The organism is Pseudomonas sp. NBRC 111132, assembly GCF_001320565.1.
GTDB classification, from domain to species: domain Bacteria; phylum Pseudomonadota; class Gammaproteobacteria; order Pseudomonadales; family Pseudomonadaceae; genus Aquipseudomonas; species Aquipseudomonas putida_P.
The window spans coordinates 18,739-43,818 of record NZ_BCBI01000005.1 but is presented as its reverse complement, the minus strand read 5'-3'; the positions used below and the strand labels follow the sequence as shown (position 1 = coordinate 43,818).

At 62.4% G+C, this 25,080-nt stretch carries 23 protein-coding genes and 1 tRNA gene; 7 read left to right on the top strand and 17 right to left on the bottom strand.

The genetic code is table 11. The annotated features are described in order from the left end of the window. Positions 1-29: 29 nt before the first annotated feature. Positions 30-470 (top strand): peptidoglycan-binding protein LysM, encoded by a 441-nt coding sequence (lysM, locus tag APH35_RS03755; RefSeq protein ID WP_012270063.1) that lies wholly within the window; start codon positions 30-32, stop codon positions 468-470. Positions 471-520: 50 nt separating this feature from the next. Here lysM and yrfG read toward each other — a convergent pair whose 3' ends face one another. Beyond that, positions 521-1,183 (bottom strand): GMP/IMP nucleotidase, encoded by a 663-nt coding sequence (gene yrfG / locus APH35_RS03750; protein ID WP_012270064.1) that lies wholly within the window; start codon positions 1,181-1,183, stop codon positions 521-523. A 64-nt stretch (positions 1,184-1,247) separates the two neighbouring features. On the opposite strand from yrfG, the gene nudE reads away from it, so the two are divergent. Both nudE and cysQ read left to right on the top strand, forming a co-directional pair. After that, positions 1,248-1,814, top strand: coding sequence for an ADP compounds hydrolase NudE (gene nudE, locus APH35_RS03745; protein WP_012270065.1), 567 nt, complete (start codon positions 1,248-1,250; stop codon positions 1,812-1,814). After that, positions 1,811-2,629, top strand: a complete 819-nt coding sequence (gene cysQ, locus APH35_RS03740; protein WP_060514225.1) for a 3'(2'),5'-bisphosphate nucleotidase CysQ — start codon at positions 1,811-1,813, stop codon at positions 2,627-2,629. Before nudE ends, cysQ begins: the two co-directional genes overlap by 4 nt. Before the next feature lie 47 nt (positions 2,630-2,676). Here the strand turns inward: cysQ and APH35_RS03735 are convergent, their stop codons facing one another. Genes APH35_RS03735 through rfbC form a run of 4 tightly spaced genes read right to left on the bottom strand, consistent with a single transcriptional unit; the run spans position 2,677 to position 6,937 of the window. Then, on the bottom strand, positions 2,677-3,132 hold the full coding sequence (locus APH35_RS03735) for a thioesterase domain-containing protein (protein ID WP_060493555.1): 456 nt from the start codon (positions 3,130-3,132) through the stop codon (positions 2,677-2,679). Next, entirely contained in the window at positions 3,132-4,538 is a 1,407-nt protein-coding gene (locus APH35_RS03730) for a sigma-54-dependent transcriptional regulator (RefSeq protein ID WP_060493554.1), read from the bottom strand. Before APH35_RS03730 ends, APH35_RS03735 begins: the two co-directional genes overlap by 1 nt. Next, complete coding sequence (locus APH35_RS03725) at positions 4,535-6,349, bottom strand: sensor histidine kinase (RefSeq protein WP_012270069.1); 1,815 nt, start codon at positions 6,347-6,349, stop codon at positions 4,535-4,537. Before APH35_RS03725 ends, APH35_RS03730 begins: the two co-directional genes overlap by 4 nt. Before the next feature lie 42 nt (positions 6,350-6,391). Further along, positions 6,392-6,937, bottom strand: coding sequence for a dTDP-4-dehydrorhamnose 3,5-epimerase (gene rfbC, locus APH35_RS03720; RefSeq protein ID WP_012270070.1), 546 nt, complete (start codon positions 6,935-6,937; stop codon positions 6,392-6,394). 278 nt (positions 6,938-7,215) lie between these two features. Here rfbC and aguA point away from each other — a divergent pair, with 278 nt between their 5' ends. Together aguA and APH35_RS29230 are read left to right on the top strand one after the other, a co-directional pair. Further along, the gene (gene aguA, locus APH35_RS03715; RefSeq protein WP_012270071.1) at positions 7,216-8,322 is read left to right on the top strand and encodes an agmatine deiminase; all 1,107 of its coding nucleotides are present in this window, start codon (positions 7,216-7,218) and stop codon (positions 8,320-8,322) included. 183 nt (positions 8,323-8,505) lie between these two features. Further along, a complete protein-coding gene (locus APH35_RS29230) occupies positions 8,506-8,703 on the top strand; it encodes a hypothetical protein (RefSeq protein WP_012270072.1) in 198 nt (65 codons plus the stop codon). 71 nt (positions 8,704-8,774) lie between these two features. Here APH35_RS29230 and APH35_RS03710 read toward each other — a convergent pair whose 3' ends face one another. Further along, positions 8,775-10,871 (bottom strand): TonB-dependent receptor, encoded by a 2,097-nt coding sequence (locus tag APH35_RS03710; RefSeq protein WP_060514224.1) that lies wholly within the window; start codon positions 10,869-10,871, stop codon positions 8,775-8,777. Between the two features lie 504 nt (positions 10,872-11,375). On the opposite strand from APH35_RS03710, the gene APH35_RS03705 reads away from it, so the two are divergent. Beyond that, positions 11,376-12,695: an OprD family porin gene (locus tag APH35_RS03705; protein ID WP_012270074.1), complete on the top strand. Its 1,320-nt coding sequence runs from the start codon at positions 11,376-11,378 to the stop codon at positions 12,693-12,695. A 30-nt stretch (positions 12,696-12,725) separates the two neighbouring features. Here the strand turns inward: APH35_RS03705 and APH35_RS03700 are convergent, their stop codons facing one another. The 3 genes from APH35_RS03700 to APH35_RS03690 all read right to left on the bottom strand — a co-directional run bounded on the left by APH35_RS03700 (position 12,726) and on the right by APH35_RS03690 (position 16,598). After that, positions 12,726-14,393 carry an FMN-binding glutamate synthase family protein gene (locus APH35_RS03700; protein WP_012270075.1) on the bottom strand — a complete coding sequence of 556 codons (1,668 nt, stop codon included), beginning with the start codon at positions 14,391-14,393 and terminating at the stop codon, positions 12,726-12,728. Positions 14,394-14,506: 113 nt separating this feature from the next. Next, positions 14,507-15,874 (bottom strand): ATP-binding protein, encoded by a 1,368-nt coding sequence (locus APH35_RS03695; RefSeq protein ID WP_012270076.1) that lies wholly within the window; start codon positions 15,872-15,874, stop codon positions 14,507-14,509. Between the two features lies 1 nt (position 15,875). Further along, positions 15,876-16,598 carry a response regulator gene (locus tag APH35_RS03690; RefSeq protein WP_060514223.1) on the bottom strand — a complete coding sequence of 241 codons (723 nt, stop codon included), beginning with the start codon at positions 16,596-16,598 and terminating at the stop codon, positions 15,876-15,878. 149 nt (positions 16,599-16,747) lie between these two features. On the opposite strand from APH35_RS03690, the gene APH35_RS03685 reads away from it, so the two are divergent. After that, a complete protein-coding gene (locus APH35_RS03685) occupies positions 16,748-19,036 on the top strand; it encodes a TonB-dependent siderophore receptor (protein ID WP_156341190.1) in 2,289 nt (762 codons plus the stop codon). 61 nt (positions 19,037-19,097) lie between these two features. Here APH35_RS03685 and APH35_RS03680 read toward each other — a convergent pair whose 3' ends face one another. The 8 genes from APH35_RS03680 to APH35_RS03645 form a co-directional block, all read right to left on the bottom strand. After that, a complete protein-coding gene (locus APH35_RS03680) occupies positions 19,098-19,304 on the bottom strand; it encodes a DUF3079 domain-containing protein (protein ID WP_012270079.1) in 207 nt (68 codons plus the stop codon). Between the two features lie 214 nt (positions 19,305-19,518). Beyond that, a tRNA-Thr gene (locus tag APH35_RS03675) sits at positions 19,519-19,594 on the bottom strand. 98 nt (positions 19,595-19,692) lie between these two features. Next, positions 19,693-19,941: a hypothetical protein gene (locus APH35_RS03670; RefSeq protein ID WP_060493557.1), complete on the bottom strand. Its 249-nt coding sequence runs from the start codon at positions 19,939-19,941 to the stop codon at positions 19,693-19,695. Positions 19,942-20,357: 416 nt separating this feature from the next. Further along, positions 20,358-21,563 carry a methyltransferase gene (locus APH35_RS03665; RefSeq protein ID WP_060493528.1) on the bottom strand — a complete coding sequence of 402 codons (1,206 nt, stop codon included), beginning with the start codon at positions 21,561-21,563 and terminating at the stop codon, positions 20,358-20,360. A gap of 64 nt (positions 21,564-21,627) precedes the next feature. After that, a complete protein-coding gene (locus APH35_RS03660) occupies positions 21,628-22,317 on the bottom strand; it encodes an ABC transporter permease (RefSeq protein WP_012270083.1) in 690 nt (229 codons plus the stop codon). Beyond that, complete coding sequence (locus tag APH35_RS03655; RefSeq protein WP_003255749.1) at positions 22,317-23,009, bottom strand: ABC transporter permease; 693 nt, start codon at positions 23,007-23,009, stop codon at positions 22,317-22,319. The genes APH35_RS03660 and APH35_RS03655 overlap by 1 nt, the downstream gene beginning before the upstream one ends. 54 nt (positions 23,010-23,063) lie before the next feature. Further along, positions 23,064-23,816: an ABC transporter substrate-binding protein gene (locus APH35_RS03650; protein WP_060493527.1), complete on the bottom strand. Its 753-nt coding sequence runs from the start codon at positions 23,814-23,816 to the stop codon at positions 23,064-23,066. An 11-nt stretch (positions 23,817-23,827) separates the two neighbouring features. Continuing rightward, the gene (locus APH35_RS03645; RefSeq protein WP_003257472.1) at positions 23,828-24,601 is read right to left on the bottom strand and encodes an ABC transporter ATP-binding protein; all 774 of its coding nucleotides are present in this window, start codon (positions 24,599-24,601) and stop codon (positions 23,828-23,830) included. Between the last annotated feature and the right edge of the window lie 479 nt (positions 24,602-25,080).

Genomic DNA, 25,080 nt, shown 5'->3' with positions numbered 1-25,080 from the left:
TCCGAGGTTTCGTCAACAAGGAGAGCGCAATGAGCCTGTTCAGTTTCGTGAAGGAAGCCGGCGAGAAGTTGATCGACCTGCTGACCCCTGGCAACGCCAATGCCGAAGAGCAGCTTAAGAAACACGTGGAAAGTGTCGGCCTGGGCAACCCGAACATCACCGCCACTGTAGAGGGAGACAAGATCATCCTCAAGGGAGAAGTGGCCAGCCAGGAAGAGAAGGAGAAGATCATTCTCGCAGCCGGCAACATCAATGGTGTGGCCAGTGTCGATGACCAGATCACTGTGACCGGGCCAGTGGTGGCGGCGGCCAGGTTTGTTACGGTGAAGAAGGGCGACACGCTGTCGGCCATCTCTGTGGTGGTTTATGGCAATGCCAACCAGTACAACAAAATCTTTGAGGCCAACAAGCCGATGCTCACGCACCCGGACAAGATTTATCCGGGGCAGGTGCTGCGTATTCCTGACTGATCTCTAAAGCCTGTAGCGGCCTCTTCGCGGGCGCGCCCGCGAATGGGGCCTCACAGGCCTACCAATAACTCCCGATAATCCTCGACCGCTGCAAATTCCTCGGTATCACGCGGCTGCGCCTTGCTATCGGGCTGCCGCACCGCCAGCAGGTGCCCCACACCAAAGCGCCGCGCACTGCGCAGAATCGCCAGCGTGTCATCGATGAACAGGCTGCGCCCCGGTTCGAAGCCGATATCCGCCTGCAAGGCATCCCAGAACTGCGGGCTTTCCTTCGGGTAGCCATAGTCGTGGGAGCTGATCAGCCGCTCGAAGTACGGCGCCAGTTCTACACGCTCCAGCTTCAGCGACAGTGAATCACGGTGGGCATTGGTGATCATCACCACTCGCTTGCCCGCCTGGCGAATCGCAGCCAGGAAGGTATCGGCATCCGGGCGCAGGGCAATTAGGTCGGCAATTTCCCGCTTCAGCTCGCGAATGGGCAGGCGCAGCTCGCGGCTCCAGAAATCCAGGCAATACCAGTTCAAGGTGCCGGCATTGCGTTCGAACAGCGGTTGCAGCTCCATTTCCGCCATGGCGCGGCTTACACCGTGCAGCTCGGCATAGCGCTGGGGCAGGTGGTCCAGCCAGAAGCGGTTGTCGTAATGCAGGTCGAGCAGGGTGCCGTCCATGTCCAGCAGGACGGTATCGATGGCGGACCAGGGAAGAACAGGCATGGGAAACTCTCGATCAGTCGGCAAGCCACGGTATAGTAACCCGTTCACGCCAAGGAGCCGCCCCATGCGCCAGAAACCCACCGTACTCAGCCGCGAAATCGTCGCCAGTAGCCGCCTGTTTCGCGTCGAAGCCGTGCAATTGCGCTTCAGCAATGGCAACGAGCGCACTTACGAGCGCCTGGTCGGCCGGGGGAATGGCTACGGTGCGGTGATGATCGTGGCCATGCTCGACGCCGAGCATGCCGTGCTGGTGGAAGAATACTGCGGCGGCACCGATGAATATGAGTTGTCGTTGCCCAAGGGCTTGATCGAGCCTGGCGAAGACGTGCTGGCGGCCGCCGACCGGGAGCTCAAGGAAGAAGCCGGTTTTGGCGCACGCCAGCTGGAGCACCTGACCGAGCTGTCGTTGTCGCCGGGCTACATGAGCCAGAAGATCCAGGTGGTGCTGGCCAGCGAGCTGTATGAAGAGCGCCTGGAAGGCGACGAGCCGGAGCCGATGCGGGTCGACAAGGTCAACTTGCGTGAGCTTTCGGCCTTGGCCATGCACCCGCAGTTCACCGAGGGGCGCGCCCTGGCGGCGCTTTACCTGGCCCGTGACCTGTTGATTCAGCGGGGTTTGCTGGAGCTATGAACGACCTGCAACTGATGCACGAAGTGGTCAAGCTGGCACTGACGGCAGGCGAGGCGATCCTGCCGTTCTGGCGCGCCGATGTGGCGGTGACCAACAAGGCCGACGATTCGCCGGTTACCGTTGCCGACCTGGCGGCGCACCGGGTGATTGCCGATGGCCTGTTGGCGCTGGCGCCGCACATACCGGTGCTGTCCGAAGAGGATTGCAATATTCCCCTGGCCGAGCGTCAGGGCTGGGGCCGCTGGTGGCTGGTCGACCCGCTGGATGGCACCAAGGAGTTCATCGCCGGCAGCGAAGAGTTCACGGTCAACATCGCCCTGATCGAAAACGGCCAGGTGGTGTTCGGCGTGGTGTCGATGCCGACCAACGGGCGCTGCTATTTCGGTGGTCGCGGCCTGGGTGCCTGGCGGGCCGACGCGGGTGAGGCTGCCAAGCCGATTCAGGTGCGTAACGCGCCTCCTGCAGGTGAGTGTTTCACCGTGGTTGCCAGCCGCCGGCACTCCAGCCCGGAGCAGGAAGCGCTGCTGGCCGGGCTGGGTGCTGCGGTGGGGGAGCTGGAACTGGCCAACGTTGGCAGCTCGTTGAAGTTCTGCCTGTTGGCTGAGGGTAGCGCCGATTGCTATCCGCGCCTGGCGCCGACTTCGCAGTGGGACACTGCGGCGGCGCAGGGTGTGGTGGAAGGGGCCGGGGGCGAGGTCATCGGGCTGGATGGGTTGCCGTTCCGGTATCCACCGCGCGAGTCGTTGCTTAACCCGTATTTCCTGGCGTTGCCGGCAAATGCTGCCTGGCGCCAGGCGTTCCTTAACCTGATCTGACGGGGTTTTGCTGTGGGAGCCTTTGGATTTTGCGCAAGGCTGTTGGGCTAGCGGTGCAGAACGTACTGGCCGCTGAAGGTAACGGCAGGCTCGTCACTACCGGCATTGCTTACCGTGGTCTCCAGCGTCAACCGCGCCCGCCCGCGCCGTTGGTACATGTTCAGGAATCGCTCCCAGGTCTTCTCGTCCGGCGCTGCACAACGCGCCACCGCCGTGCCGGTAACTGGCAGTGGATAACTGATCTGCCCCTCCTGAATGACGATATGCCCGTCATCGATCCCCAGCGCTCGCAGGCGCAGGTGCAACCAGCCCCACCCCACCAGCACCGCTGCGCAGTACAGGCTGCCGCCGAACATGGTGCTTTTGTGATTGACGTTGGCCGCCAGCGGCAGCTGCAGGCGCAGGGTGTGCTGCTGCCAATCGATCACTTCCAGGCCCATTTCGCGGGTCAGGGGGATGTCGCTGTGCAGTACGGACTGCAGATACTGGCTATCGGTGCTCATTAACGGTTGTCCTCTTGTTCGTCATGCCCGCCACTGCCTCCGTCGAAGTTCAAGCCATGCTTGCGCAGTTTGTCGTGCAGGGTTTTGCGGGGGATGCCCAGCGCCTCGGCCAAGCTGCGCATGGAGCTGTGTGGCTGGGCCAGTTCGGCAGCGATCAGCGAGCGTTCGAACTGCTCCACCTGCTCGCTGAGGTTGCCGCTCAGCAATGGTGCTGCGGGTGCTGCTGCCGGAGGTGCCTGGCCATCCAGGGCCAGTTCCAGGCCAAGGGCGAAGCGCTCGGCGGCGTTCTGCAGTTCGCGCACATTACCCGGCCAGTCGTGACGCAGCAGCAGGGCTCGTTGTGCTGGCTGCAGCGCGTGCGGTGACAGGCCATGCCGCTGGCTGGCGGCATCGGCGAAATGCTGGAACAACACCAGAATGTCATCGCCGCGTTCGCGCAGCGGCGGAATACGCAGCGGTGCGACGTTAAGGCGGTAATACAAGTCGGCGCGGAAGCGCCCCTGGTCTGCGGCCTGACGCAGGTCTTCCTTGGTGGCAGCGATGATGCGGATATCCAGCGGGATAAGCTGGTTGCCGCCCAGGCGTTCGACCACCCGCTCTTGCAGCATGCGCAGCAGTTTCACCTGAACATCCAGGCTCATGCTCTCGATTTCATCGAGAAACAGCGTGCCGCCGTTGGCAAATTCGAACTTGCCGATGCGCCGCTTCTGCGCGCCGGTGAACGCGCCGGGCTCATGGCCGAACAGCTCGCTTTCGACCACCGACTCGGCCAGTGCCCCCGCGTTGATCGCCACGAACGGGCCGTCGCGGCGGCTGGAAAGGTCGTGCAGGGCACGGGCCACCACCTCTTTGCCTGCGCCGGTTTCGCCCAAAATCAGCACATCGGCACGGGTGCCGGCCAAGGCGCCGATTTGCTCGCGCAGGCGCTGCATGGCCGGTGAATGGCCCACCAGGCGGGTGGCCAGCTGCTGACGGTCGCTTAGCGCCAGGCGCAGGCTGCGGTTGTCCAGCACCAGGCGGCGCAGGGCCAGGGCGCGGCGCACGCTGTCGAGCAGGGCGTCCGTGGCAAACGGCTTTTCCAGGAAGTCATAAGCCCCGGCGCGCATTGCCTGCACTGCCAGCGGCACATCGCCATGGCCGGTAATCAGCAGCACCGGTAGCTCGCTGTCGCGGCTGTGCAGTTGTTCCAGCAACTGCAAGCCATCGATACCGGGCATGCGGATGTCGCTGACCACCACGCCCGGCCAGTCGGCCTCGATTCGCTCGGCCAGGCCTTGGGCATCGGCCAAGGCGACTACCTTGAGCCCTGCCAGGTCCAGGGTCTGGCTCAAGGCCTGGCGCAGGTGGGGGTCATCGTCGACCAGGATGACCTGGGCTCGGCTGTCGATCAGTGTCTCGGTGGTCATGCCGAGGGGTCCTCCGAATTGGGCAAAGTAGCGCCAGGCGCGGCCACACGCAGCTGCAGGGTCAGCAGTGCGCCACCTTCCGGGTGGTTGGCCAGCAGCAGTTCACCGCCCAGGGCGCGCATCAGGCTTTCGCAGATGGCCAGGCCAAGGCCCAAGCCCTGGGTACGGGTCTTGGTGGTGAAGAACGGCTCCTTGGCGTGCTCCAGGGCCTGGCGGCTGAAACCGGGGCCGTTGTCGCGGATGTACAGGTAGACGCAGCCATCACGTTGCTCGGCACTTAGCCACAAACGGCGCGGGTTGGCCTTTTCGGTCAGGGCATCGAGGGCATTGGCCAGCAGGTTGCCCAGCACCTGGCGCAGTCGGGTTTCACCGGCCTGTACCCACAAAGTGGCTTCAGGCAGGTCGCGGATCAGCTCTACGGCCATTGCCCGGCGGCGTTTGGCCAGCAGCGCCAGGGCATCGTCCAGGGCCGGCTGCAGGGCCACGCTTTCCGGGGCGTGGCGGTCGCGGCGGGCGAAGGCGCGCAGGTGGGCGATGATCGAGGCCATGCGCCCGGTCAGCTCGCCGATCAGCTTGAGGTTGCCGCGTGCGTCTTCGGTGCGTTGGTGGTCGAGTAGGATCTCGGCGTTTTCCGCGTAGCTGCGAATGGCCGCCAGCGGCTGGTTCAGCTCATGGCTGATGCTGGCCGACATGGTGCCCAGTACCGACAGCTTGCCGGCCTGCACCAGTTCGTCCTGGGCGCGCACGGCTTCCTGCTGAGCGTTCTCGCGTTCCAGCACGGCGCTTTTCAGGCGGGTGTTCAGGCCTTCGAGGTCGGCGGTACGTTCGGCTACACGTTTTTCCAGCTCTTGGCGGCCACGGGCCTCGAAGTCGATGCGGTCGATGTAATGGCGCCGCCGCTGCATCACCAGCCCGGCCAGCAGCATTACCACCAGCAAGGTGCCGGCGCCGATTGCCATCACCGTCTGTACCGAGCGGTCGACCAGTGTGCGTGGGGCAAGGATGCTCACTTGCCAGCCGGTTTCCTTGATGTCGCGGGTTTGGGAGATCCAGGCGTCCGGGCTGAGTACCAGCGGTTGCGGGGCCTGGGTCGGGTAGGGCTGGATGGCGATGATGGCCTGGCGCTCGGCCTCGCTCAGCACACGGGTGGCACGAAAGCGCCAGTCGGGCCGCGAGGTGAGGATGACCACGCCATTGTGATCGGTCAGCAACAACTGCTCAGGGGTACGACCCCACAGGGTTTCGGTGTGATCCAGGTCGACCTTGACCACCAGCACGCCCACGGTCCGCTCACGGTCCCGTACTGCTGCGGCGAAAAAGTAGCCGCGTTTGGCCGACGTGGTGCCCTGGCCGAAGAAACGGCCCAGATGCCCGGCCATGGCCTCGTTGAAGTAGGGACGGAAGGCGAAATTGCGGCCGACGAAGCTGTCGTGCTTGTCCCAATTGGAGGCGGCCAGGGTGTTGCCGCTGACGTCCATCAGGTACATCACCTCGGCACCGGTCTGCTGGACAATGTCTTTGAGCAGGCGGTTGGCGTTGGTCACCGCTTCCAGGCGGAACGGGTCGGCCAACACGCCACGCAATGCCGGCAGGTCGCCGAGGATTTGCGGGAGGGTCTCGTAGCGGTGCAGGGTGCCGAGCAGGTTGGCGACATACAGGTCGAGGGTCTGGCGGTTCTGCGAGGCCAGCTCTTGCTGGTAGTAGCGTTCGGCCAGATGGTGCAACGGCCACAGTAACGGTGCCAGGCACAGGGCCAGCAAGGCCAGGCTGCGCCAGCGGGGACGGCGTGGGGGCGTGGGTTTTGCGATCATCACGTATAGGCGCCAGAAAAGTCTGGCGCAATTATGCGCTAGTTAAGGGAGCAGTTCCGCCTCTGCCAGTGGCAGGCCGACCTTGTCCTTGTCCGACAGTACCGGTGGCTGCCGTAGCCCCCAGTCGATGCCCAGTTGCGGGTCGTCCCAGCGGATGCAGCGGTCGGCGCCGGGGTTGTAGTAGTCGGTGGTCTTGTAGAGGAATTCGGCCGATTCGCTCATCACCGCAAAACCGTGGGCAAAACCGGGTGGAATCCACAGTTGGCGGTGGTTGTCGGCCGACAGGTGCACGGCAACCCATTGGCCAAAGGTTGGCGAGCTTTTGCGCACATCCACGGCAATATCGCGGATCTCGCCATGCACCACGCGCACCAGTTTGCCCTGGGTGTTTGCCACCTGGTAGTGCAGCCCACGCAGCACGCCCTTGATGGAGCGCGAGTGGTTGTCCTGGACGAATTCCACGTTCACGCCGGTTTGCCGTGCGAACTCACGGGCGTTGAATGCCTCGAAGAAAAAACCACGGCTGTCACCGAACACTTTCGGTTCGATGATCAGTACTTCAGGGATTGCGGTAGGGATGATGTTCATAGCGGCTCGCTGGCCCGTTGCTCACGTATTGACCCTAGTCGTCCTTGTCGGAATTTTCCGTGTGTAGCTGCAACAGGATGCATAAGGTGTGGCTATGGTAGACGGCAGGCTGCTCCTTTCACCAGGCTAAGGTTAGCTTGTGTCGATTGTTATCGATTTAAATGCGCCGAACGGCCTCGGAATTTCTACCGGATCGGCTTTAAATATCGATATATATCGGTTATAAATTGGCAAACGCCCCAGCGCACTCCGGCTCAGGGCCATCACAGAGGTCACCCATGAAAACCCTCAATTCCACACCCCGTGCCGATGGTTTCCACATGCCCGCCGAGTGGGCCCCGCAGACCCAGGTGTGGATGGTCTGGCCAGAGCGCCCGGACAACTGGCGCCTCGGCGGCAAGCCGGCGCAGGCCGCCCACGTAACCCTGGCCAAGGCCATTGCCCGCTTCGAGCCTGTCACCGTCGCGGCCTCCGCCGGCCAGTACGAAAATGCCCGTCGCCAGCTCGACCAGCCGAACATTCGTGTGGTCGAAATCAGCAACGACGACGCCTGGGTGCGTGACACCGGCCCAACCTTCGTCATCAACGACCATGGCGAAGTGCGCGGTGTGGATTGGGGCTTCAATGCCTGGGGCGGCTTCGATGGCGGCCTGTACGCGCCGTGGAACCGCGACGAGGAACTGGCCGCCAAGGTGCTGGAAATGGAGCGCTGCCAGCGCTACCAGACCGAAGGCTTCGTGCTTGAAGGTGGCTCGATCCACGTGGACGGTGAAGGCACCGTGATCACCACCGAGGAATGCCTGCTCAATCGCAACCGCAACCCGCACATGAACCGCGAGCAGATCGAAGCGGTGCTGCGCGATCAGCTGGCGGTGGACACCGTGGTTTGGTTGCCGGATGGCTTGTTCAACGACGAAACCGACGGCCATGTGGACAATTTCTGCTGTTACGTGCGCCCGGGCGAAGTGTTACTGGCCTGGACCGATGATTCCAACGACCCCAACTATGCGCGCTGCCACGCGGCCATGGAGGTGTTGAAGAACACTCGCGACGCCAAGGGCCGTGAGTTCATCGTGCACAAGATGCCGATTCCGGGCCCACTGTTCGCCACCGCCGAAGAGTGCGCCGGTGTCGACCAGGTGGCCGGCAGCCAGGAGCGTGACCCGTCGGTGCGCCTGGCCGGTTCGTACGTGAACTTCCTGATCGTCAACGGTGGCATCATCGCGCCAAGCTTCGACGACCCTGCAGACGCCGAAGCCAGAGCGATCCTGGCGAAGATCTTCCCCGACCATGAGGTGGTGATGATCCCGGGCCGCGAGTTGCTCTTGGGTGGCGGCAATATCCACTGCCTGACCCAGCAGCAGCCGGCGCCGGTCAAGCGCTGAGCGTGAAGTGAATGAAGAGGCCCGTCGTGTGACGGGCCTTTTTTTTGGGGCGACGTCCGGGGCCTGGACTGGCATATGTTTTGTATTGTTTTTCAAATAGATAGCTTGGCCAGGCCGGGGTATCTGATCTGTAACAATACTTACGTAAATTAGCCGCTCACGGGCCAGGGAGTACGTGTGGACATGAACGTAGCAAGTGAGTCGGCTTTGCGCCCATCGGCAGTGAATCACCAATCGCTCAGGGTTGTGGCGAAGTGGTTGAAACACCATGGAAGCATCAGGGTCAGGACGACCGACCCACGACGTCTGCTTGCCGGGCGATACCCCCAGGGGCTGATCAGCGAAGCAGAAATGCAGGCGCTGATGGCGGTGTGGCACTGATCGAATCGGTTCTACCTGCACCGGCCTCTTCGCGGACATGCCCGCGAAGAGGCCGGTGCAGTCAACCAAGATCAGAAGCTGTAGCTACCCGTCACCACCAGGCTACGCGGGTCCCCTACCTGAATCTGCGCCGCACTGGTCGCTGAGCTGTAGTAGGTCTTGTCGGCAATGTTGCTCAGCGCCGCCCGTACATCCCAGTCATGGGTGCGGTACCCCGCCAATGCATCCCAACGGCCATACCCCGGCAATACCGTGGTGTTCTGGTTGTCCGCATAACGTTCACCCACCAACGTCAGGCCGGTTTCAGCGTACCAGCCCAGCTCTGGCTTCCAGGTCACGAACAAGCTGCCGTTGCGCTTGGCCACGTCATTGATGCGGTTGCCTTCCTGGCCGTTGTTGTCCTTGACGATGATGGCGTCCTGCAGGCCGATGCCGCCGCGTACATACCAGTTGCCAACGATATTGCCGGTGGCGGTCAGCTCGATGCCGCGCGAACGCTGCAGGCCGCTGAGCAAAATGTTTTCCGGGATCAGCGGGTCGCGGGTGCGGCGGTTGTACAGCTCCAGCTCGTAAATGGCCAAGGTGGTGGTCAGGCGCTGGTCGAGCCAGTCGCTCTTCACGCCGATTTCCTTTTGACGGGTTTCTTCCGGCTTGGCGTCGTTGCCGTTGCCCGGCGCATCTGGAGTGATGCCGATCAGGCCGCCGCCCACCGGCGAAAAGGTCTTGCTCCACGAAGCGTAGAACGAATGGTCGCGCCACGGCGTGTAGACCACGCCCAGGCGCGGGCTGGTGCTGTTGCTGTCCTGTGGTTCGCGCACGCCATCTTTGTTGGTGGTTTGCACATCGAATTGGTCGAAGCGTACCCCAGCAAGGATCTGCCACTGATCGTTCAGGCGGATCTGGTCCTGCAGGTAAAGGCCACGGCTATCGACCACGGTGTGGTTGTCACTCGACACCGTCATAGGGCCATTGTGCTGCTGGCTGCGGTCGGGGTTGTTCAGGTCCAGGCCTGGAACCGCCTGGCCACCCTTCGCAACAGGCAAGGCGGTGTACAGCAGAGGGTCACGCCGCTGATTACCGAACTCCAGGCCTACAAGCAGCTTGTGTTCCAACCCCAGGGTGTCGAAGTCGCCCTCGGCCTCCAGGTTATTGAACAGGTTGCGGGTGTTGAGGTCCTGCTGCCAACGCTGGCGGGTCACGGTGTTGGTGCCGGCGTTGTAGCCGACGACATAGGTGTTGTCGAACTCACTGTCGAGCTTGAACAGGCCCAGGGTATGGCGCAGCTGCCAGGTTTCGTTCAGCTGGTAGTTCAGGCGTGAGCGCAGGGACTGGGCGTGATCATCGATATAGTCGCGCGGGTCACCGTAGGTGGTGCCGCGGCTCACGTCGGCCGGGCGGCCGTTGACCCCGGGGATACCCCGGTCGGGTGTGCGGTTGTAACGGCTGTATTCGTATTGCACCAGCCAGTTCAGGTCGGGGTTGATCTGCCAGCTGATCGACGGGGCGAACAGTTGGCGGCTGCCGTGAACACCATCGCGGAAGCTGTTGTTGTCCTGGTTGCCCATGTTCAGGCGCAGGCTGACGGTGTCGCTGGGGTCGGCGCTGAGGTCGGCATACAGGCTGCGCAGGTCTTCACTGCCGGCCTGCGCTTCGAGGGTCGAGCGTCGGCCCGGCTCCGGTGCCTTGCTGACCCGGTTGACGATACCGCCCTGGCTGCCACGGCCGTATAGCACCGCCGCAGGCCCCTTCAGCACCTCGACCCGCTCGATGTTGTGCAGGTCGCGGATGTACTGGCTGTCGTCACGAATGCCGTCCAGGTAAAAGTCGTTGCTGGCCTCGAAGCCGCGGATGCGCACACTGTCGAAGCGGGTATCGGCGCCGCTGCTGACGTTGGGGATGCCCTCCAGCGCCTTGCCCAAGGTGTTGCTGCCGTAATCCAGCACGTTGACGGTCTTCACCGTGTCGATGGCCTGGGGGACATAGCGCACCGGCGTCGAGGTGCGGGTGGCGGTGCTTACCTCCTTGACCCGTGGGTTGTCCTTCTCGCGCTCGCTGTCGGCGGTAATCGACGACTCTGGCAGCGTGGTGGTGGCGGCAGTCGCCAGGTCGACGCTGAACAGCAGCGACAGGCCAAGCGTCAGGGGTGAAAGGCGGCAGGGTACAAGCATGGGCACATCCGGACCGGGCAGGTGAAAAGAAAGGCGCGAATGGTAATGCTTGCTATTTACTCTTGCTTGGGTATTTGTAAAGGCTTGTCTTTACATATGTGTCTGTTTGTAACATCCCTGATCGCAGCGACTTTGCCTGTTGGGGCAACCTTGTGCTGTGAAAACGGCTCCACGGGAAGTTGTCCGTGCGATCAAAAGGCTTTTTCCCACACAAGATAAAATGCCCGCTGATAGCGCAAACCTGTATGGAAATGCACCAGGCTCACCGGTGATTTTGGTTATATCAACCTGCATTTCACGATTTTTTGACATTTGTAATCGCACACGGCTAGGATTCGGCCAACGCCTGCTGGCCATGATCTTGGCCAAGCTGCTGCCAAGGGCCGCCGTGTATTACCGGTTGGCCCGCCCGGCTGGATCCGCATAGCGTCGAACCTACGAAGGGGCGTTGGTTCCTGGCGTCATATTGCAGAGCGTTTTTGATTAAGAAATAAGGAAAACAACATGTTGAAAACCAGGATCAGCCTGGTCGCCTTGGCGATGATCGCCGCGACCCAGGCACAGGCCAATGAACAGGCCGACAGCAAGGGCTTCATCGAGGACAGCCACGCCAACGTCCTCCTGCGCAACGCCTACATCAACCGTGACAAGAAGCACGGCACCGACGACCAGATCGAATGGGGCCAGGCGTTCATCGCCAACTTCTCCTCCGGCTTCACCCAAGGCACCGTCGGCGTCGGTGTCGACGCATTCGGCCTGTACGCGGTGCGCCTCGATGGCGGCAAAGGCCACAACGGTGGCGGCGGCGTCGACTTCTTCAAACCGCACGAAACCACCAACGCCGAAGGCAACGCCAGCTCGCCGCACAACCTGGCCCGTGGTGGTGCTGCAGTGAAATTCCGCATCTCCAACACCGTGCTGAAGTACGGTGACCAGATGCCAGCACTACCTGTGCTGCAGTACGACGATGCACGTCTGCTGCCAGAAAGCTTCACCGGTACCCTGATCACTTCCAAAGAAATCCAGGGCCTGGAACTGAACGCCGGTCGTTTCACCCAGGAAGCGCGCAAGAGCGCAGAGGGGCGTGATAGCGGTGGCCTGAAGTCGATCAACGTCTTCGGTGGTAGCTACAAGTTCACCGACAACTTCACCGCTTCGCTGTACACCGCCGACAACGAAGACGTGATGAAGAAGCACTACCTGGGCTTGAACTACGTCTTCCCGATCGCCAGCGACCAGTCCCTGACCCTGGACTTCAACGGCTACAAGTCGGACATCGACCACAAGTACGTACAAGCCGCTGGCCTGAACGGCGACTCCAACACCATCTGGAGCCTGGCCGCCACCTACGCGTACGGTGCCCACTCGTTCACCCTCGCTCACCAGCGCAGCACCGGCAGCACTGGCTACAACTACGGCTTCTACCAGAACGCCGGTGGCGTGGGTGACGGTGGTTCGACCATCTACCTGGCCAACTCGTACTGGTCCGACTTCAATGCCGAAGACGAGCGCTCCTGGCAGCTGGGCTACGGCCTGGACTTCGGTGCCTACGGCATTCCGGGCCTGACCTACAAGCTGGCCTACGTGGTGGGTGACAACATCAACACCCGCAACGTTGCCAACCCGCAGGGCTTTGGCGAAGGTAAAGAGCGCGAGATCTTCAACCAGATCCGTTACGTGGTGCAGGACGGCCCGGCCAAGGACCTGTCCATCAAGCTGCGTAGCTCGTTCGTGCGTACCAACAACGCCGTGCAGCAGAACGGTTACAACGACGACGGCAACGAAGTCCGCGTATTCGTCGAGTACCCGATCAGCATCTTCTGATGCTGATGTGATGTACCCAACAGCCCTGGCCTATGCCGGGGCTGTTTCTTTTCGGCGCAAGGTTACTGCCGGAGCCGGTGTTGCATCTGCGGTTTCCGGTGCAAAACTGTCGCTACGCGCCATCCGCCACATCCGTGCATAAAACTCGCTTTCGATCGAGCCGCTGAGCAATTCGCCCGGCTTGAGGAAGGTGTGCAAGTCTGAAAACAACCCGATCTCGCTGGGGCTGATACGCCGTGCCAGGTGCTTGGGCTTGAGCTCCGAAGGGTGCTCCAGGCCCGCGGCAGCCAGCATCTCGGCCAGGGTGTGCAGGGTGTTGCGGTGGAAGCTGGCCACCCGCTCGGCCTTGTCCGGCACTACCAGGGCGCGCTGGCGCAGTGGGTCTTGCGTGGCCACGCCGGTCGGGCACTTGTTGGTATGGCAGCTTTGCGACTGAATGCAGCCAATGGCGAACATGAAGCCGCGTGCCGAGTTGACCCAGTCAGCGCCGATGGCCAACACGCTGGCAATGTCGAAGGCGCTGACGATCTTGCCTGCTGCGCCAATGCGAATGCTCGAGCGCAGGTTCAGGCCAACCAGGGTGTTGTGCACGAACATCAGGCCTTCGCGCATCGGCACGCCCATGTTGTCGCTGAATTCGCGTGGTGCCGCGCCGGTACCGCCTTCCTTGCCATCGACGACGATGAAGTCCGGGGTGATGCCGGTGGCGAGCATGGCCTTGGCAATGCCCATGAACTCCCACGGGTGGCCCAGGCAGAACTTGAAGCCTACAGGTTTGCCGCCCGACAGCTTGCGCAGGCTGGCCACAAACTGCAGCAACTCGACTGGTGTGCGGAAGGCGCTGTGCGCTGCCGGCGAGATGCAGTCCTCACCTGCGCGCACGCCGCGGGTCTGGGCAATTTCAGGGCTGACCTTGTGCCCCGGCAAAATGCCGCCGTGGCCTGGTTTGGCGCCCTGGCTGAGCTTGATTTCAATCATCTTCACTTGTGGCGACTTGGCCTGTTCGGCAAAGCGCTGTGGGTCGAAGCGACCGTCCTCGGTGCGGCAGCCGAAGTAGCCGCTGCCGATTTCCCAGATCAGGTCGCCGCCGTGTTCACGGTGATACGGGCTGATGCTGCCTTCGCCGGTGTCATGGGCAAACCGGCCCATGCGTGCGCCGCGGTTGAGCGCGGCGATGGCGTTGGCACTGAGGGCACCGAAGCTCATGGCCGAAATGTTGAAGATCGAGGCCGAATAGGGCAGGCGGCATTGCGGCCCACCGATGGCAATGCGAAACGATGCCGGGTCTGGCGTAGCCACTGGCAGCATCGAATGGCTGATGAATTCGAAACCGGGCTTGTAGGCATCGTTCAGTGTGCCGAAGGCTTTCTCGGCACTTTCGTTCTTGGCCCGTGCGTAGACCAGCGAGCGCTGCGACCGGGAAAACGGCAGCTTGTCGTCGTCACCCTCGATCAGGTACTGGCGGATTTCCGGGCGTATAGTTTCGATCAGGTAGCGGATGTTGCCGAGGATCGGGTAGTTGCGGCGTACCGCGTGGTGACTTTGTCGCAGGTCGTTCAGGCCGACCAGGCTAAGCAATGCGGTGATCAGCGTTACTGGCCACAGCCAGGCATGTTGGGCGAGCAGCGGTAGGCTGGCGAAGCTGAAGACAAGGCAGAGCGCGAGGCAGGCGTAGCGGCTGGGCAGAGAGTGTTTCATGGGTCCATCGCAGGCAGGATGACCGGGCATAGGATAGGCAAAGGCGGGGCAGGGAAAACCTGGGGAATTGGTAAAAGACTATTACCTGATTGCGTATGCCAGAGCGCTCGCCGTCAGATGGGGAGCAGTATGCTGACCCGCAATCCACCGCCCTCACGGTTCGACAGCATCAGCTCACCGCCATGGCTGGTTGCAATCCGCTGGGCAATGCTCAACCCCAGCCCATACCCTCCCGAGGCCTGGTTACGCGAGCCTTCGCCGCGCACGAACGGGTCGGTAATGGTCGTCAGCAGCGCGGGCGCGATCCCCGGCCCACGGTCGTCGATATGGATGAATACCCCTGTGCTCGCTCGCTCCAGCGTGACCGAAATGTCTTGGGCATAGCGCAACGCATTCACCAACAAATTTTGCAGGCAACGCTGCAACAGCAGGGCATCCACCCGCAAGCTGCCTGCCTGGCCGTGTACTGGCAGTGGTTCCTCGGCGCAGGCCAGGTCCGCACACTGGCGCGCCACCAGCCGGTCCAGGTCCACCTGCTGCAAATTCTGCTGTTCCCCCGCACGCAGGTAATCGAGGACCTGGCCGATCATGTCGTCCATCTGTGTGATGTTCTGCCGCAGGCGTTGGCGGTGTTCGTCGTCGGGCAGGCGCTCCAGGCGCAGGCGCATTCGGGTCAGTGGTGTGCGCAGGTCGTGTGATACGGCAGCCAGGAAGTAGGCTTTGTCGTTGACCATGGCTATCAGCCGCTGCTGCATGGCGTTGAACGCTTGCGCCGCCTGACGCACTTCCTCCGGGCCATCCAGCGCCAAGGGCGGTTGCTCGAGGTTAGCGCCCAGGCCGCGTGCGGCATCGGCCAGGCGACGCAGCGGGCGCAGGCACAGGCGCACGGCAATCAGGCACACCAGCAATACCGCGACAATCCGCAGGGCGTACACCCGCAACAGGTAGTCGCTGATCAGCACCCAAGCCGACTCGCCGCTCCAACCCTGCAGTTCCTGGCCATCGACGGTCAGCCAGTGACCATCGGCCAACGGCACCGCGAACTGGATATGCGCCTGGGCCGTGCGCAGGCCGAACAAGCTGCGCCAGACGATCGGCTGGCCCAGTTCATCGGTCAGTTGCACCTTCATCAGGCGCACGTCCTGGGCATGCCCCAGCTCGTACTTGAGGGCCTGCTGCAGCAACAGCTCGATGCGCCTGCGCCCGCGGCGCTCGTCATGCTCCGGCGTGGGCAGGCTTTCGGCGCAGCGTAGCTGGTAATGGGCTGGCGGCTGCAGCATGCCGCCGTGGCAGTCGGCCTGGGCAATCAGTGGAGCGCTGCGCGCAGCGACCAGCCGTACGGGCGCCTCGAGCACCTGGGCGAAACGCACATCGAACCAGATGCTGCTCGACATCAACTGAATCACCAGCGTGCCGCTGACCATGATCAGCAGCAACTGACCAAACAAGGTGCGTGGCCACAGCCGGCGAAGCCAGCGCATGTCAGGCATCGGCCTCGTGGCTGGCGATGCTCAGCAGGTAGCCTTCGTTGCGGATGGTTAGGATTTGCGCGGCCCCCGCCGGTGCACGGCGCAGTTGCTGACGCAGGCGGCTGACGCACATGTCAACCGAGCGGTCGTCGGGCAGGTGGTCGCGGCCGAACGCACTGCGCGTCAGCTGGTCGCGGGAGACCACGCGGTTGTTGGCTTCCAGCAGTTCACGCAGTACGCGGTAGTCGGAGCGCGGCAGGGTCAGGGTCTCGCCATCGGGCCGAGTCAGCAGGCGCTTTACGTGTTCCAGGCGAAACCCGGCGAACAGCTGCGCATCCATCACGGCGGGCTCTTCGGCCTGTGCGTCCAGGCGTTGCGGGCGACGCAGCACGGCCTTGATCCGGGCGATCAGCTCGCGTGGCTCGAAGGGCTTGGCGAGGTAGTCGTCGGCACCCACCTCCAGGCCGATGATGCGGTCCAGCGTGCTGCCTTTGGCCGACAGCATGATCACCGCCAGCCCAGGTGTGGCCTGCAGCTGACGGCACAGGCTCAGACCGTCCTCGCCAGGCAGCATCAAGTCGAGCACCACCAGCTCCACTTTTTGCCGGGCCAGCTGCTCGCGCATCTGTTCACCGTCGGCCGCAGCTAACACGGTGTAGCCGGCATCTTTCAGGTAATCGCAAAGAAGTTCGCGGATCTCGTCGTCATCATCGACAACCAGCAAGGTCGTGCTCATGCGGAAAAACACCTGTTCGGTGAGGGCCGGTGGCGCTCATTACGTTCAATTACATCCCCGTACATGTCGGGTCTGGAGCCCGGAGGGCCGATCCCTAGAATCCTAACAAAAAATCATCTGCAAATACGAAGTCTTCCCAAATGAATGCTATGAGCACCCCGAAAGTCTTCACCCCCAGCAGCGCAAGTGGCAGTCGTCTCAAGCCGCTGGCCTTCTTCGTTGCCGTTGCCATCAGCGGTGGCGCCATGGCTGCCGACGGTAAACCCCTGGAGCTGGATGCCACGCAGATCGAAGACAGCGCGTTACTGCCAGCCGACGATGCCGGCCAGTTGGGCTACACGGTCGAGCGCACTCGCAGCTCCACCGGCCTCGATCTGACGCCGCGACAGACGCCACAATCGGTCACCACCATCACCCGTCAGCAGATGGATGACCGCGACATCCACACCATCGAGCAGGCGCTGCAAACCACGCCGGGGGTAACGGCCAACAAGTCCGAAGTGGGTGGGCGTACCGACTACCGTGCCCGTGGTTACTCGATCAGCAACTGGAAGGTCGATGGCCTGCAGACCCAGGGCGGCTCTGACTTCAGCGGCAGCGGCAATGCGCTGAACATGGACCTGTACGAGCGCATCGACATCGTGCGCGGCGCCAACGGTCTGCTGGGCGGCACCGGCGACCCGTCGGCCACCGTCAACCTGATCCGCAAGGCACCGACCAAGACCTTTGGTGGCAGCGCCTATGCCACCTACGGCAGCTGGGACAAACGCCGCCTGGGCGCCGACCTCAACCTGCCATTGTCCGAGGACGGCCGGTTGCGCTCGCGCTTCGTGATGACCCAGCAAGACGCCAACTCGTTCCGCGACAACCAGTCCGAGCGCTCCCGTGCCGCGCTGGCCAACTTCGAATTCGACCTGGACGAGGCGACCACCCTCGGCGCTGGCTACCAGTACGAGTACAACAAGGTGGTTGGTGGCGGCTGGGGAGCGAACATCCCGCTGTGGTACCGCGACGGCAGCAAGACCGACCTGCCACGTAGCACCAACGTGGTGCCCAGCTGGAGCTTTGGCGAGTACACCACCCGCACTGCGTTCGGCTCGCTGGAGCACCGCTTCGACAACGACTGGACCCTGGACCTGAAAGGCGCCCAGGCCACTACCGAAGCCCTGAACCACCGTGGCCTGGCGAAGGTCAACTCGGCGGGCCGTGGCAGCTACGGCGGCTACTGGGACCAGGATGGCAGCGGCGCCGTGCTCAATGGCCTGCACAGCTCCAGCGACACCACCCAGCAATCGGCGCAAATCGACCTGTCCGGTCCGTTCCAGTTGTTCGGCCGTACCCACCAGGCCATGGTTGGCTACAACAACAGCCGCACGGTGGGCTGGTCGCCGGAATACTCCTGCACCATGGTCGGTGACGACATGGCCAGCGCGCCTGCTTTGGGTTGCCAGTTCCGCGCCAACAACGGCTTCCCGCTGACCGACTGGCGCAATGGAGTGGATGACGACTACGACATCCTCGCCTCGCGCACCGGCCGCCACAGCAAGACCACCACCCGCCTGCAGGGTATGTACGCCGCCACCCGCCTGAGCGTCACCGACCCGCTGTCGGTGATCGTCGGCGTGCGCACCAGCAACTACTCGTCCGTTACCCGTAGCGTGGCCGGCGTGCGCAGCAGCCAGGAAGAGAACGGCATCGTCACCCCTTACCTGGGTGCGGTGTACGACCTCAACGAGAATTACTCGGTGTATGCCAGCTACACCGACATCTTCACACCGCAAACTTCTGAAACCAGCAGCGGCAGCAAGGTCGAGCCGATTCGCGGGCAAAGCTACGAGACCGGCATCAAAGGTGAGTGGTTCGATGGCCGGTTGAACGCCTCGGCGGCGTACTTCCGCACCAAGCAGGAAAACAAGGCCGTGCTGGATGGCGACCTGACCACCCCGACTGGTGGCAATGCCTACAAGGCCGGTTCCGGGCAGGAAACTGACGGTATCGACCTGGAAGTCGCGGGTGCCCTGAGCCCCAACTGGAACGTGTATGCCGGCTACACCTATCTGCATTTCCGCCGCGTCGACAGCGACGGTCGCAGCGACCCGTCGCACCTGTTCAAGGCCTCGACCACCTACCGCCTGAGCGGCCCGCTCGACCGCCTCATCCTGGGCGCAGGCGTGACCGCGCAAACCAACATTCGCGCCATTTCCAGCCCGGCAGGTCAGCCCACCAATGGCGTGAGCAATGGTGCCACTGACGTGAACTGGTCCGGTTATGCCATCTGGAATGCCATGGCCAAGTACCAGCTGACCGACGACACCAGCGTCAGCCTCAACGCCAACAACCTGTTCGACAAGCACTACTACACCCAGTACGGGTTCTACGCCGGGGCAATCTATGGCGACCCGCGTAACCTTTCGCTGACGGTTGGCACTGCCTTCTGATCAGGCACGGTCAAGTGTAGGAGCGGCCTTGTGTCGCGATGGGCCGCGCAGCGGCCCTTCTTCACCCGGGCTCTGCCTCTTGCCCCCGAACAACCGGCTTCTCCAGCCGGCCCTCCAAGCTCTCCCAATCCTCGCCAAACAGCTCTATCGGATGCATTGTTCGATCTGCACCGTTGCCACAGGCTAGGGCTTTGGCTGGGCAGTAGAGGTCGCAGCCCCAGCAGATACGCTCGGGATGGCTGGGGTTTGTGGGGAATTTCTTGGCCATGGGGTGCTTCCCTCAAGGGCTGCCTGAAAACAGGCTATGCCTCATGGCTGCAGGGAGCTTGATCGAAATCAAACGCTGCAGTAATTGCACGAGCACGCTGAGGGGGAAGGCTGCAGTCTTTTGGCGAGTGCAGGGTGTTTGATGTGGGTATTCAAAGAAAAACGGTACAAACAAAAAAGGCCCACCTTTCGGTGAGCCTTTTTGATACTGCGTATGGTGCCGGCACCAGGAATCGAACCCGGGACCTACTGATTACAAGTCAGTTGCTCTACCATCTGAGCTATACCGGCAATGGGGCGTCATTATAGCGATCGTTTGGCGCCTGTAAACCACTTCCTTGCGATTGTTCGCAAAAGACCTAAGTTACCGGCCCAAAAGGAGAATTTTCTTACCAGCCGCGGTGGATGGTGTTGACGCTTGGCTCGCTTTTGCCTGGGTTGAAGAACAGCTTGTCATTGTCGCAGCCGCGCTTGCGGCAAGGGCTTTCGGTGCGCAGGGGCAGGCCGTTGTCGCCGCCCAGCTGCATGCCGGGGTGGTTCCAGCCCAGGTTGCTGTTGGAGTGGGGCGCGGTGCCGTTGGTGCAGCCGGTCAGGGCCAGAGCGAAGGTCAACAGGGCGAGGGGGGTGGCTCGGGTCACGATGGTCAAGTCCGTTGGTCCATTGTCGGTTCTGGCGCAACGCCAGAAGGTCGCGGGGCTGGCGGGCAGCGCGCGACGTCACTTTTTAATGATTTGGGGGGCGGATGATACACCGTTACGGCGGTTGGGCATTAGCCTTGTGTTACCTGTCAGGCGCTCTTCGCGGGAATTCTCACACCCACAAATGACCGCGCAAACAGCGCTTGCATCAACCACAAGAAATGTTTATGCACAAGTGGCATTGCCGACTTGCGCGAAAGGCATGCCGGATCGCTACGCCGCTGGTCTTTGCGCAAACGCCTGTTTTTGTTGGGCTTGACGCGTAAGCTGGAATAAGCCAAGCGCTTGAAATAGCGCTTGGCTCCAACAGGTAATCACAAGCTTGTTCACAGACTTATCCACAGGTTGTGCTGCGGCTAACGGTCGCGTTCCGCAAGGATGAGCAGGTTGCGCGGGGTCAGTGGGTAGTCGCAAAACAGGCCCAGGCGCACCTCATAGCCTTGTTCTTCGAGAAACAGGGCGCGATCGAGCACCAGCCATAGTTCCAGCGGCCGGCGGAATAGGTTGCGCACGCGCTCCAGGTTGCGTACCTCGGCCAGGCGCTGCCAGCCCGCGGCCTCCAGGGCGGCCCAATCCGGGTTGCCGTGCAAAGGCAGTTGTTTCAGATCTGCCAGGTCGCGGCAGTAGTGCTCGAAAGGCTTTTCCAGCCAGGCTACCGGCAGCGACGGCGTCGGCAGGTATTCGCTGCTCTGGCGCTGCTGGCGTTGTAGCAGGTCGAAGCCCAGGCGCCGGGCCATCGAGGTGTCGCGCTGGCGCCGCACGCGGGCGCCAGCGGTGACGGTTTCGCTCAAGGGCAGGCCCAGGTCGTCCAGCGACAGCTGCAAGTTGGACGCTTGCGCGGCTGTGGATAACGCCTGGTATTGCTGCACGGCTGTGCGGTTGTAGCAGCAGGGGGCTACGGCCAACTGCCGGCAACCTTGCCGGCTGGCCAGTTGCATCAGGCGTACATGCAGGTCGCCACAGGCGTGCAGGGCGACCACGCTTTTGTCGCCTGCCAGGTGGCGGGCGCTGTCGCTGGCCATCACATCCTGGTGCACATGCTGCGCTGGCACGTGGTGGTGCGCGCTCAGGGCCTGGCCGGCGGCGACCAGGTCGGCGTCGTACTCAAGGCAGGTCAGCTGCTGGCCGGGTTGCAACAGGCGGCGGCCCAGGTGGCCTTTGCCAGAGCACCAGTCCAGCCAGTGTTGCGGCGGTTCACGGAAGGCCAGGTGGCTGGCGAAGGCTTCGATCTGCTGCCATTTGCGGCCGGGGACAGCAACGTCCAGACGGTGGGCGGCGGAGGGTAGAGCGCTCTGAGGAAGGCTGCCAAGGGTGGAGAGCTGCTGGGCTTGCTGGGCCAGTTGCGGGAATGGGGCGGGCAAGTGGTCAGCGGTACTATCGGCTTCGGCGTCTGCCAGGGAGCATTGGCGCAGGTGGGTGGCCAGTTCGGGGTGGGTGGTTTCCCAGCCCAGGTGCAGGGTAGTGAAGGGGCGGGGTTTCCACAGCTGTTGGTGCTCGATCAGGAACTGGTCGAGTGCCTGGAAGCGGGTGCTTAGGTGATGGCTGTGGAGGTGACTGGGCATGGGAGGACGTGTGTTGGGTTTTAGGGCCTCTTCGCGGTTGCACCCGCGAAGAGGCCGGGACGGCTCAGCGGCCTTGGCAGGCATCCACGCGCAACCAGCGCTCCAGCAGCTTGAAGCCCTGCACCAGCAAGAACGAGATCACCAGGTAGAACACCCCGGCCGCGAAGAAGATTTCCACCGGCAGGTAGGTCCGCGCAATGATGGTACGGGCCATGCCGGTCAGTTCCAGCAGGGTCACGGTACTGGCCAGGGCGCTGGCCTTGAGCATCAGGATCACTTCGTTGCTATACGCCGGCAGGCCGATGCGCGCAGCACGTGGCAGCATGATGTAGAACAGTGCCTTGCCCCGTGACATGCCCAGCGCGCGTGCCGCTTCGATCTCGCCCTTGGGGATCGACTGCAGCGCGCCACGCAGGATCTCGGCGATGTACGCGGCGGTGTGCAGGGTCATGGTCAGCACCGTGCACCAGAACGGATCGCGCAGGTACGGCCACAGCGAGCTGGAGCGCACGGCATCGAACTGCGCCAGGCCGTAGTAGACCAGGAACAGCTGCACTAACAGTGGCGTACCACGGAAGAAGAAGATGTAGCTGAACGGCACCGCACGCACGTACCAATGGCGTGAGGAGCGGGCGATGCCCAGCGGGATGGCCAGGATCAACCCGGCAACCACGGCAATGGCCACCAGCTCCAGGGTAAGGGTTGCGCCTTCGGCCAGGCGTGGCAGCCATTTGAAGATGACTTCCCAATTCATTATTCGGCCCTCGCAAAGCCGCGAGCGGCGCGTTTTTCCATGAAGTGCATGCCGGTCATGGCAAGGACGGTCAGGCCCAGGTAAATGCAGGCCGCGACCATGTAGAAGGTGAACGGCTCTTTGGTCACGGTCACGCCTATCTGCGAATGACGCATGATCTCTTCAAGGCCGATTACCGACACCAGTGCGGTGTCCTTCATCAGGATCATGAACAGGTTGCCAAGGCCGGGCAGGGCGATGCGCCACATCTGCGGGAGGATGATCCGCGACAGGATGCGGCCCTTGGACAGGCCCAGTGCCAGGCCCGCTTCACGGTGGCCCTTGGGAATCGCCAGGATGGCGCCACGGAACACCTCGGTGGCATAGGCGCCGAAGCACAGGCCCAGGGCGATCACACCGGCCGCGAAGGCACTCAGCTCAAGGCCAGGCATGTTCAGGGCTTCGCCGAGGCTGTTCATCAGCCCGACGGTGCCGAAATAGATAAGCAGCACCCACAGCAGTTCGGGCACGCCGCGAACCAGGGTCGAGTAAAAGCCGCCAAGCCATTGCAGCGGCTTGAGCGGGGAGGTCTTGGCCAGGGCGCCGAGCAGGCCCAGCACCAGCCCCAGCAGCAAGGCGCAAAGCGCCAGTTTTACGGTCATCAAGGTGCCGGCCATCATGGCCGGACCGAATCCGTGCAGGTCGATATTCATGGGCAGGTCATTCTAGGGACTGGCGCGCCGCAAGGGCGCGCCGGTCAGGGCGGGTCATTCGATGCTGAACGGGAAGTACTTGTCGTTGATCTTCTTGTACGTGCCGTCGGCTTTGATTTCTGCCAGGGCTTTGTTCAGGTTGTCGCGCAGCTTGGTGTCACCTTTGCGCACGGCAATGCCGATCTTGTCGCTGTCCATCACCGGCTCGCCCTTGAACTCGAAGTTCGAGCCGTCTTTGCTCTTCAGCCACTCGTACTGTACGTACTTGTCGGCCAGGATGCCGTCGATGCGGCCGGACACCAGGTCCAGGTAGGCGTTTTCCTGGGTGTCGTACAGCTTCACGTCGACGCCCTTGAAGTTGTCTTCAAGGTAGGTGCCGGCCAGGGTGGCGCGCTGGGTGCCGATTACCTTGCCTTTCAGCGACTCTTTGTCAGTTTTGAAATCGACGTTTTTCGGCGCGATGAACTGCAGCTTGTTGGAGTAGTACGGCTCGGTGAAGTCCACGGCCTGCTTGCGCTCGTCGGTGATCGACAGCGACGACACCAGGAAGTCGAACTTCTTGGCATTCAGGGCCGGGATGATGCCGTCCCAGTCGGAGGTAACGACCGAGCATTCGACTTTCATCTTGGCGCACAGGGCGTCACCGATGTCTTTGTCGAAACCAACCACGTTACCGCTGGCATCCTTGTTGTTGAACGGTGGGTAGGCGGCTTCGATACCCATGCGCAGTTTTTCTGCGGCCATGGCGTTTGCCGACATCACCAGCGTGGCAGCAGCTGCCAGGAGGAACTTCTTGTAAGTGTGCATGTATTGCTCCGTTAGCGGTGGCTGGACATGAATTGCTTGCAACGCGCCGAGGTCGGGTTTTCGAAGACCTGCTGCGGCGATCCCTGCTCTTCGACCAGGCCTTGGTGCAGGAAGACGACTTCACTGGACACATGGCGGGCAAAGCTCATCTCGTGCGTCACCAGCAGCATGGTACGGCCTTCTTCGGCCAATGCGCGGATAACGTTTAGCACTTCCTGGACCATTTCCGGATCGAGCGCCGAGGTGGGCTCGTCGAACAGGATCACTTTGGGCTTCATGGCCAGGGTACGGGCAATGGCGGCGCGCTGTTGCTGGCCTCCGGAAAGCTGGGCGGGGTAGCTGTGGCGCTTGTCGTAGATGCCGACCTTGTTCAGCAGCGCTTCGGCGGCTTCGATGGCCTCGGCCTTGCTTTGGCCGAGCACGCGGCGTGGCGCCTCGATGATGTTGTCGAGGATCGACATGTGCGGCCACAGGTTGAAGTTCTGGAAGACAAAGCCGATTTCGCTGCGCAGGCGATTGATCTGGCGGTTGTCGGCTGCGACCAGGTCGCCGTTCTTGGCGGCCTTGAGCTTGAGGGCTTCGCCGGCGACCAGGATTTCGCCCTGGTGCGGGTTCTCGAGCAGGTTGATGCAGCGCAGCAGGGTGGACTTGCCGGAGCCGGACGACCCCAGGATGGAGATCACGTCACCGTCGCGTGCGGTCAGCGAAATGCCCTTGAGAATTTCCTGCTCGCCGTAGCGTTTGTGCAGATTGCGGATTTCCAGCGCGGGCGTGGCCTGAGCCATGTGCGGTCCTCATGTGTTCGGGTGCGTTCCCAGCTATTGGCGGCCTTCCTGGCGTGCGCCAAGCTAGCATAGCGGCATTATGACGGCCAACAGGGTCGCCGGGGACTGTGGGCACTGGTGGGGCAGTTTGTCGCATCGCTACAGCGTAACGTCGCGCAGATGTCCGCGAAGGTGTCGCCCAGCACCAGAGCCTTGATGAAAAAAGGCGCGATGGTGCCACCTTTGGGCCGCTCATGGAAGCGGTTTTGGCCCATTGGCGGGGTAAAGCCGACCTTTAGGTCAAACGATTCCAGTGGGGGCAGGTTTACCCGCGAATGCGTCGCTAGCTTTAAAGGTTGTACCTCAAGGTTGCACTTTTTTGCATTGCGGTGGTGCACAGGTGTTACCGGGGAGCACCTGTGGTGCATTTGTAAGTGGGTATTTCAGTAATCCGATGATTTGGTGCTCTTTCGGTCAAGTCTTGGCCGAAAGCCCTCCAA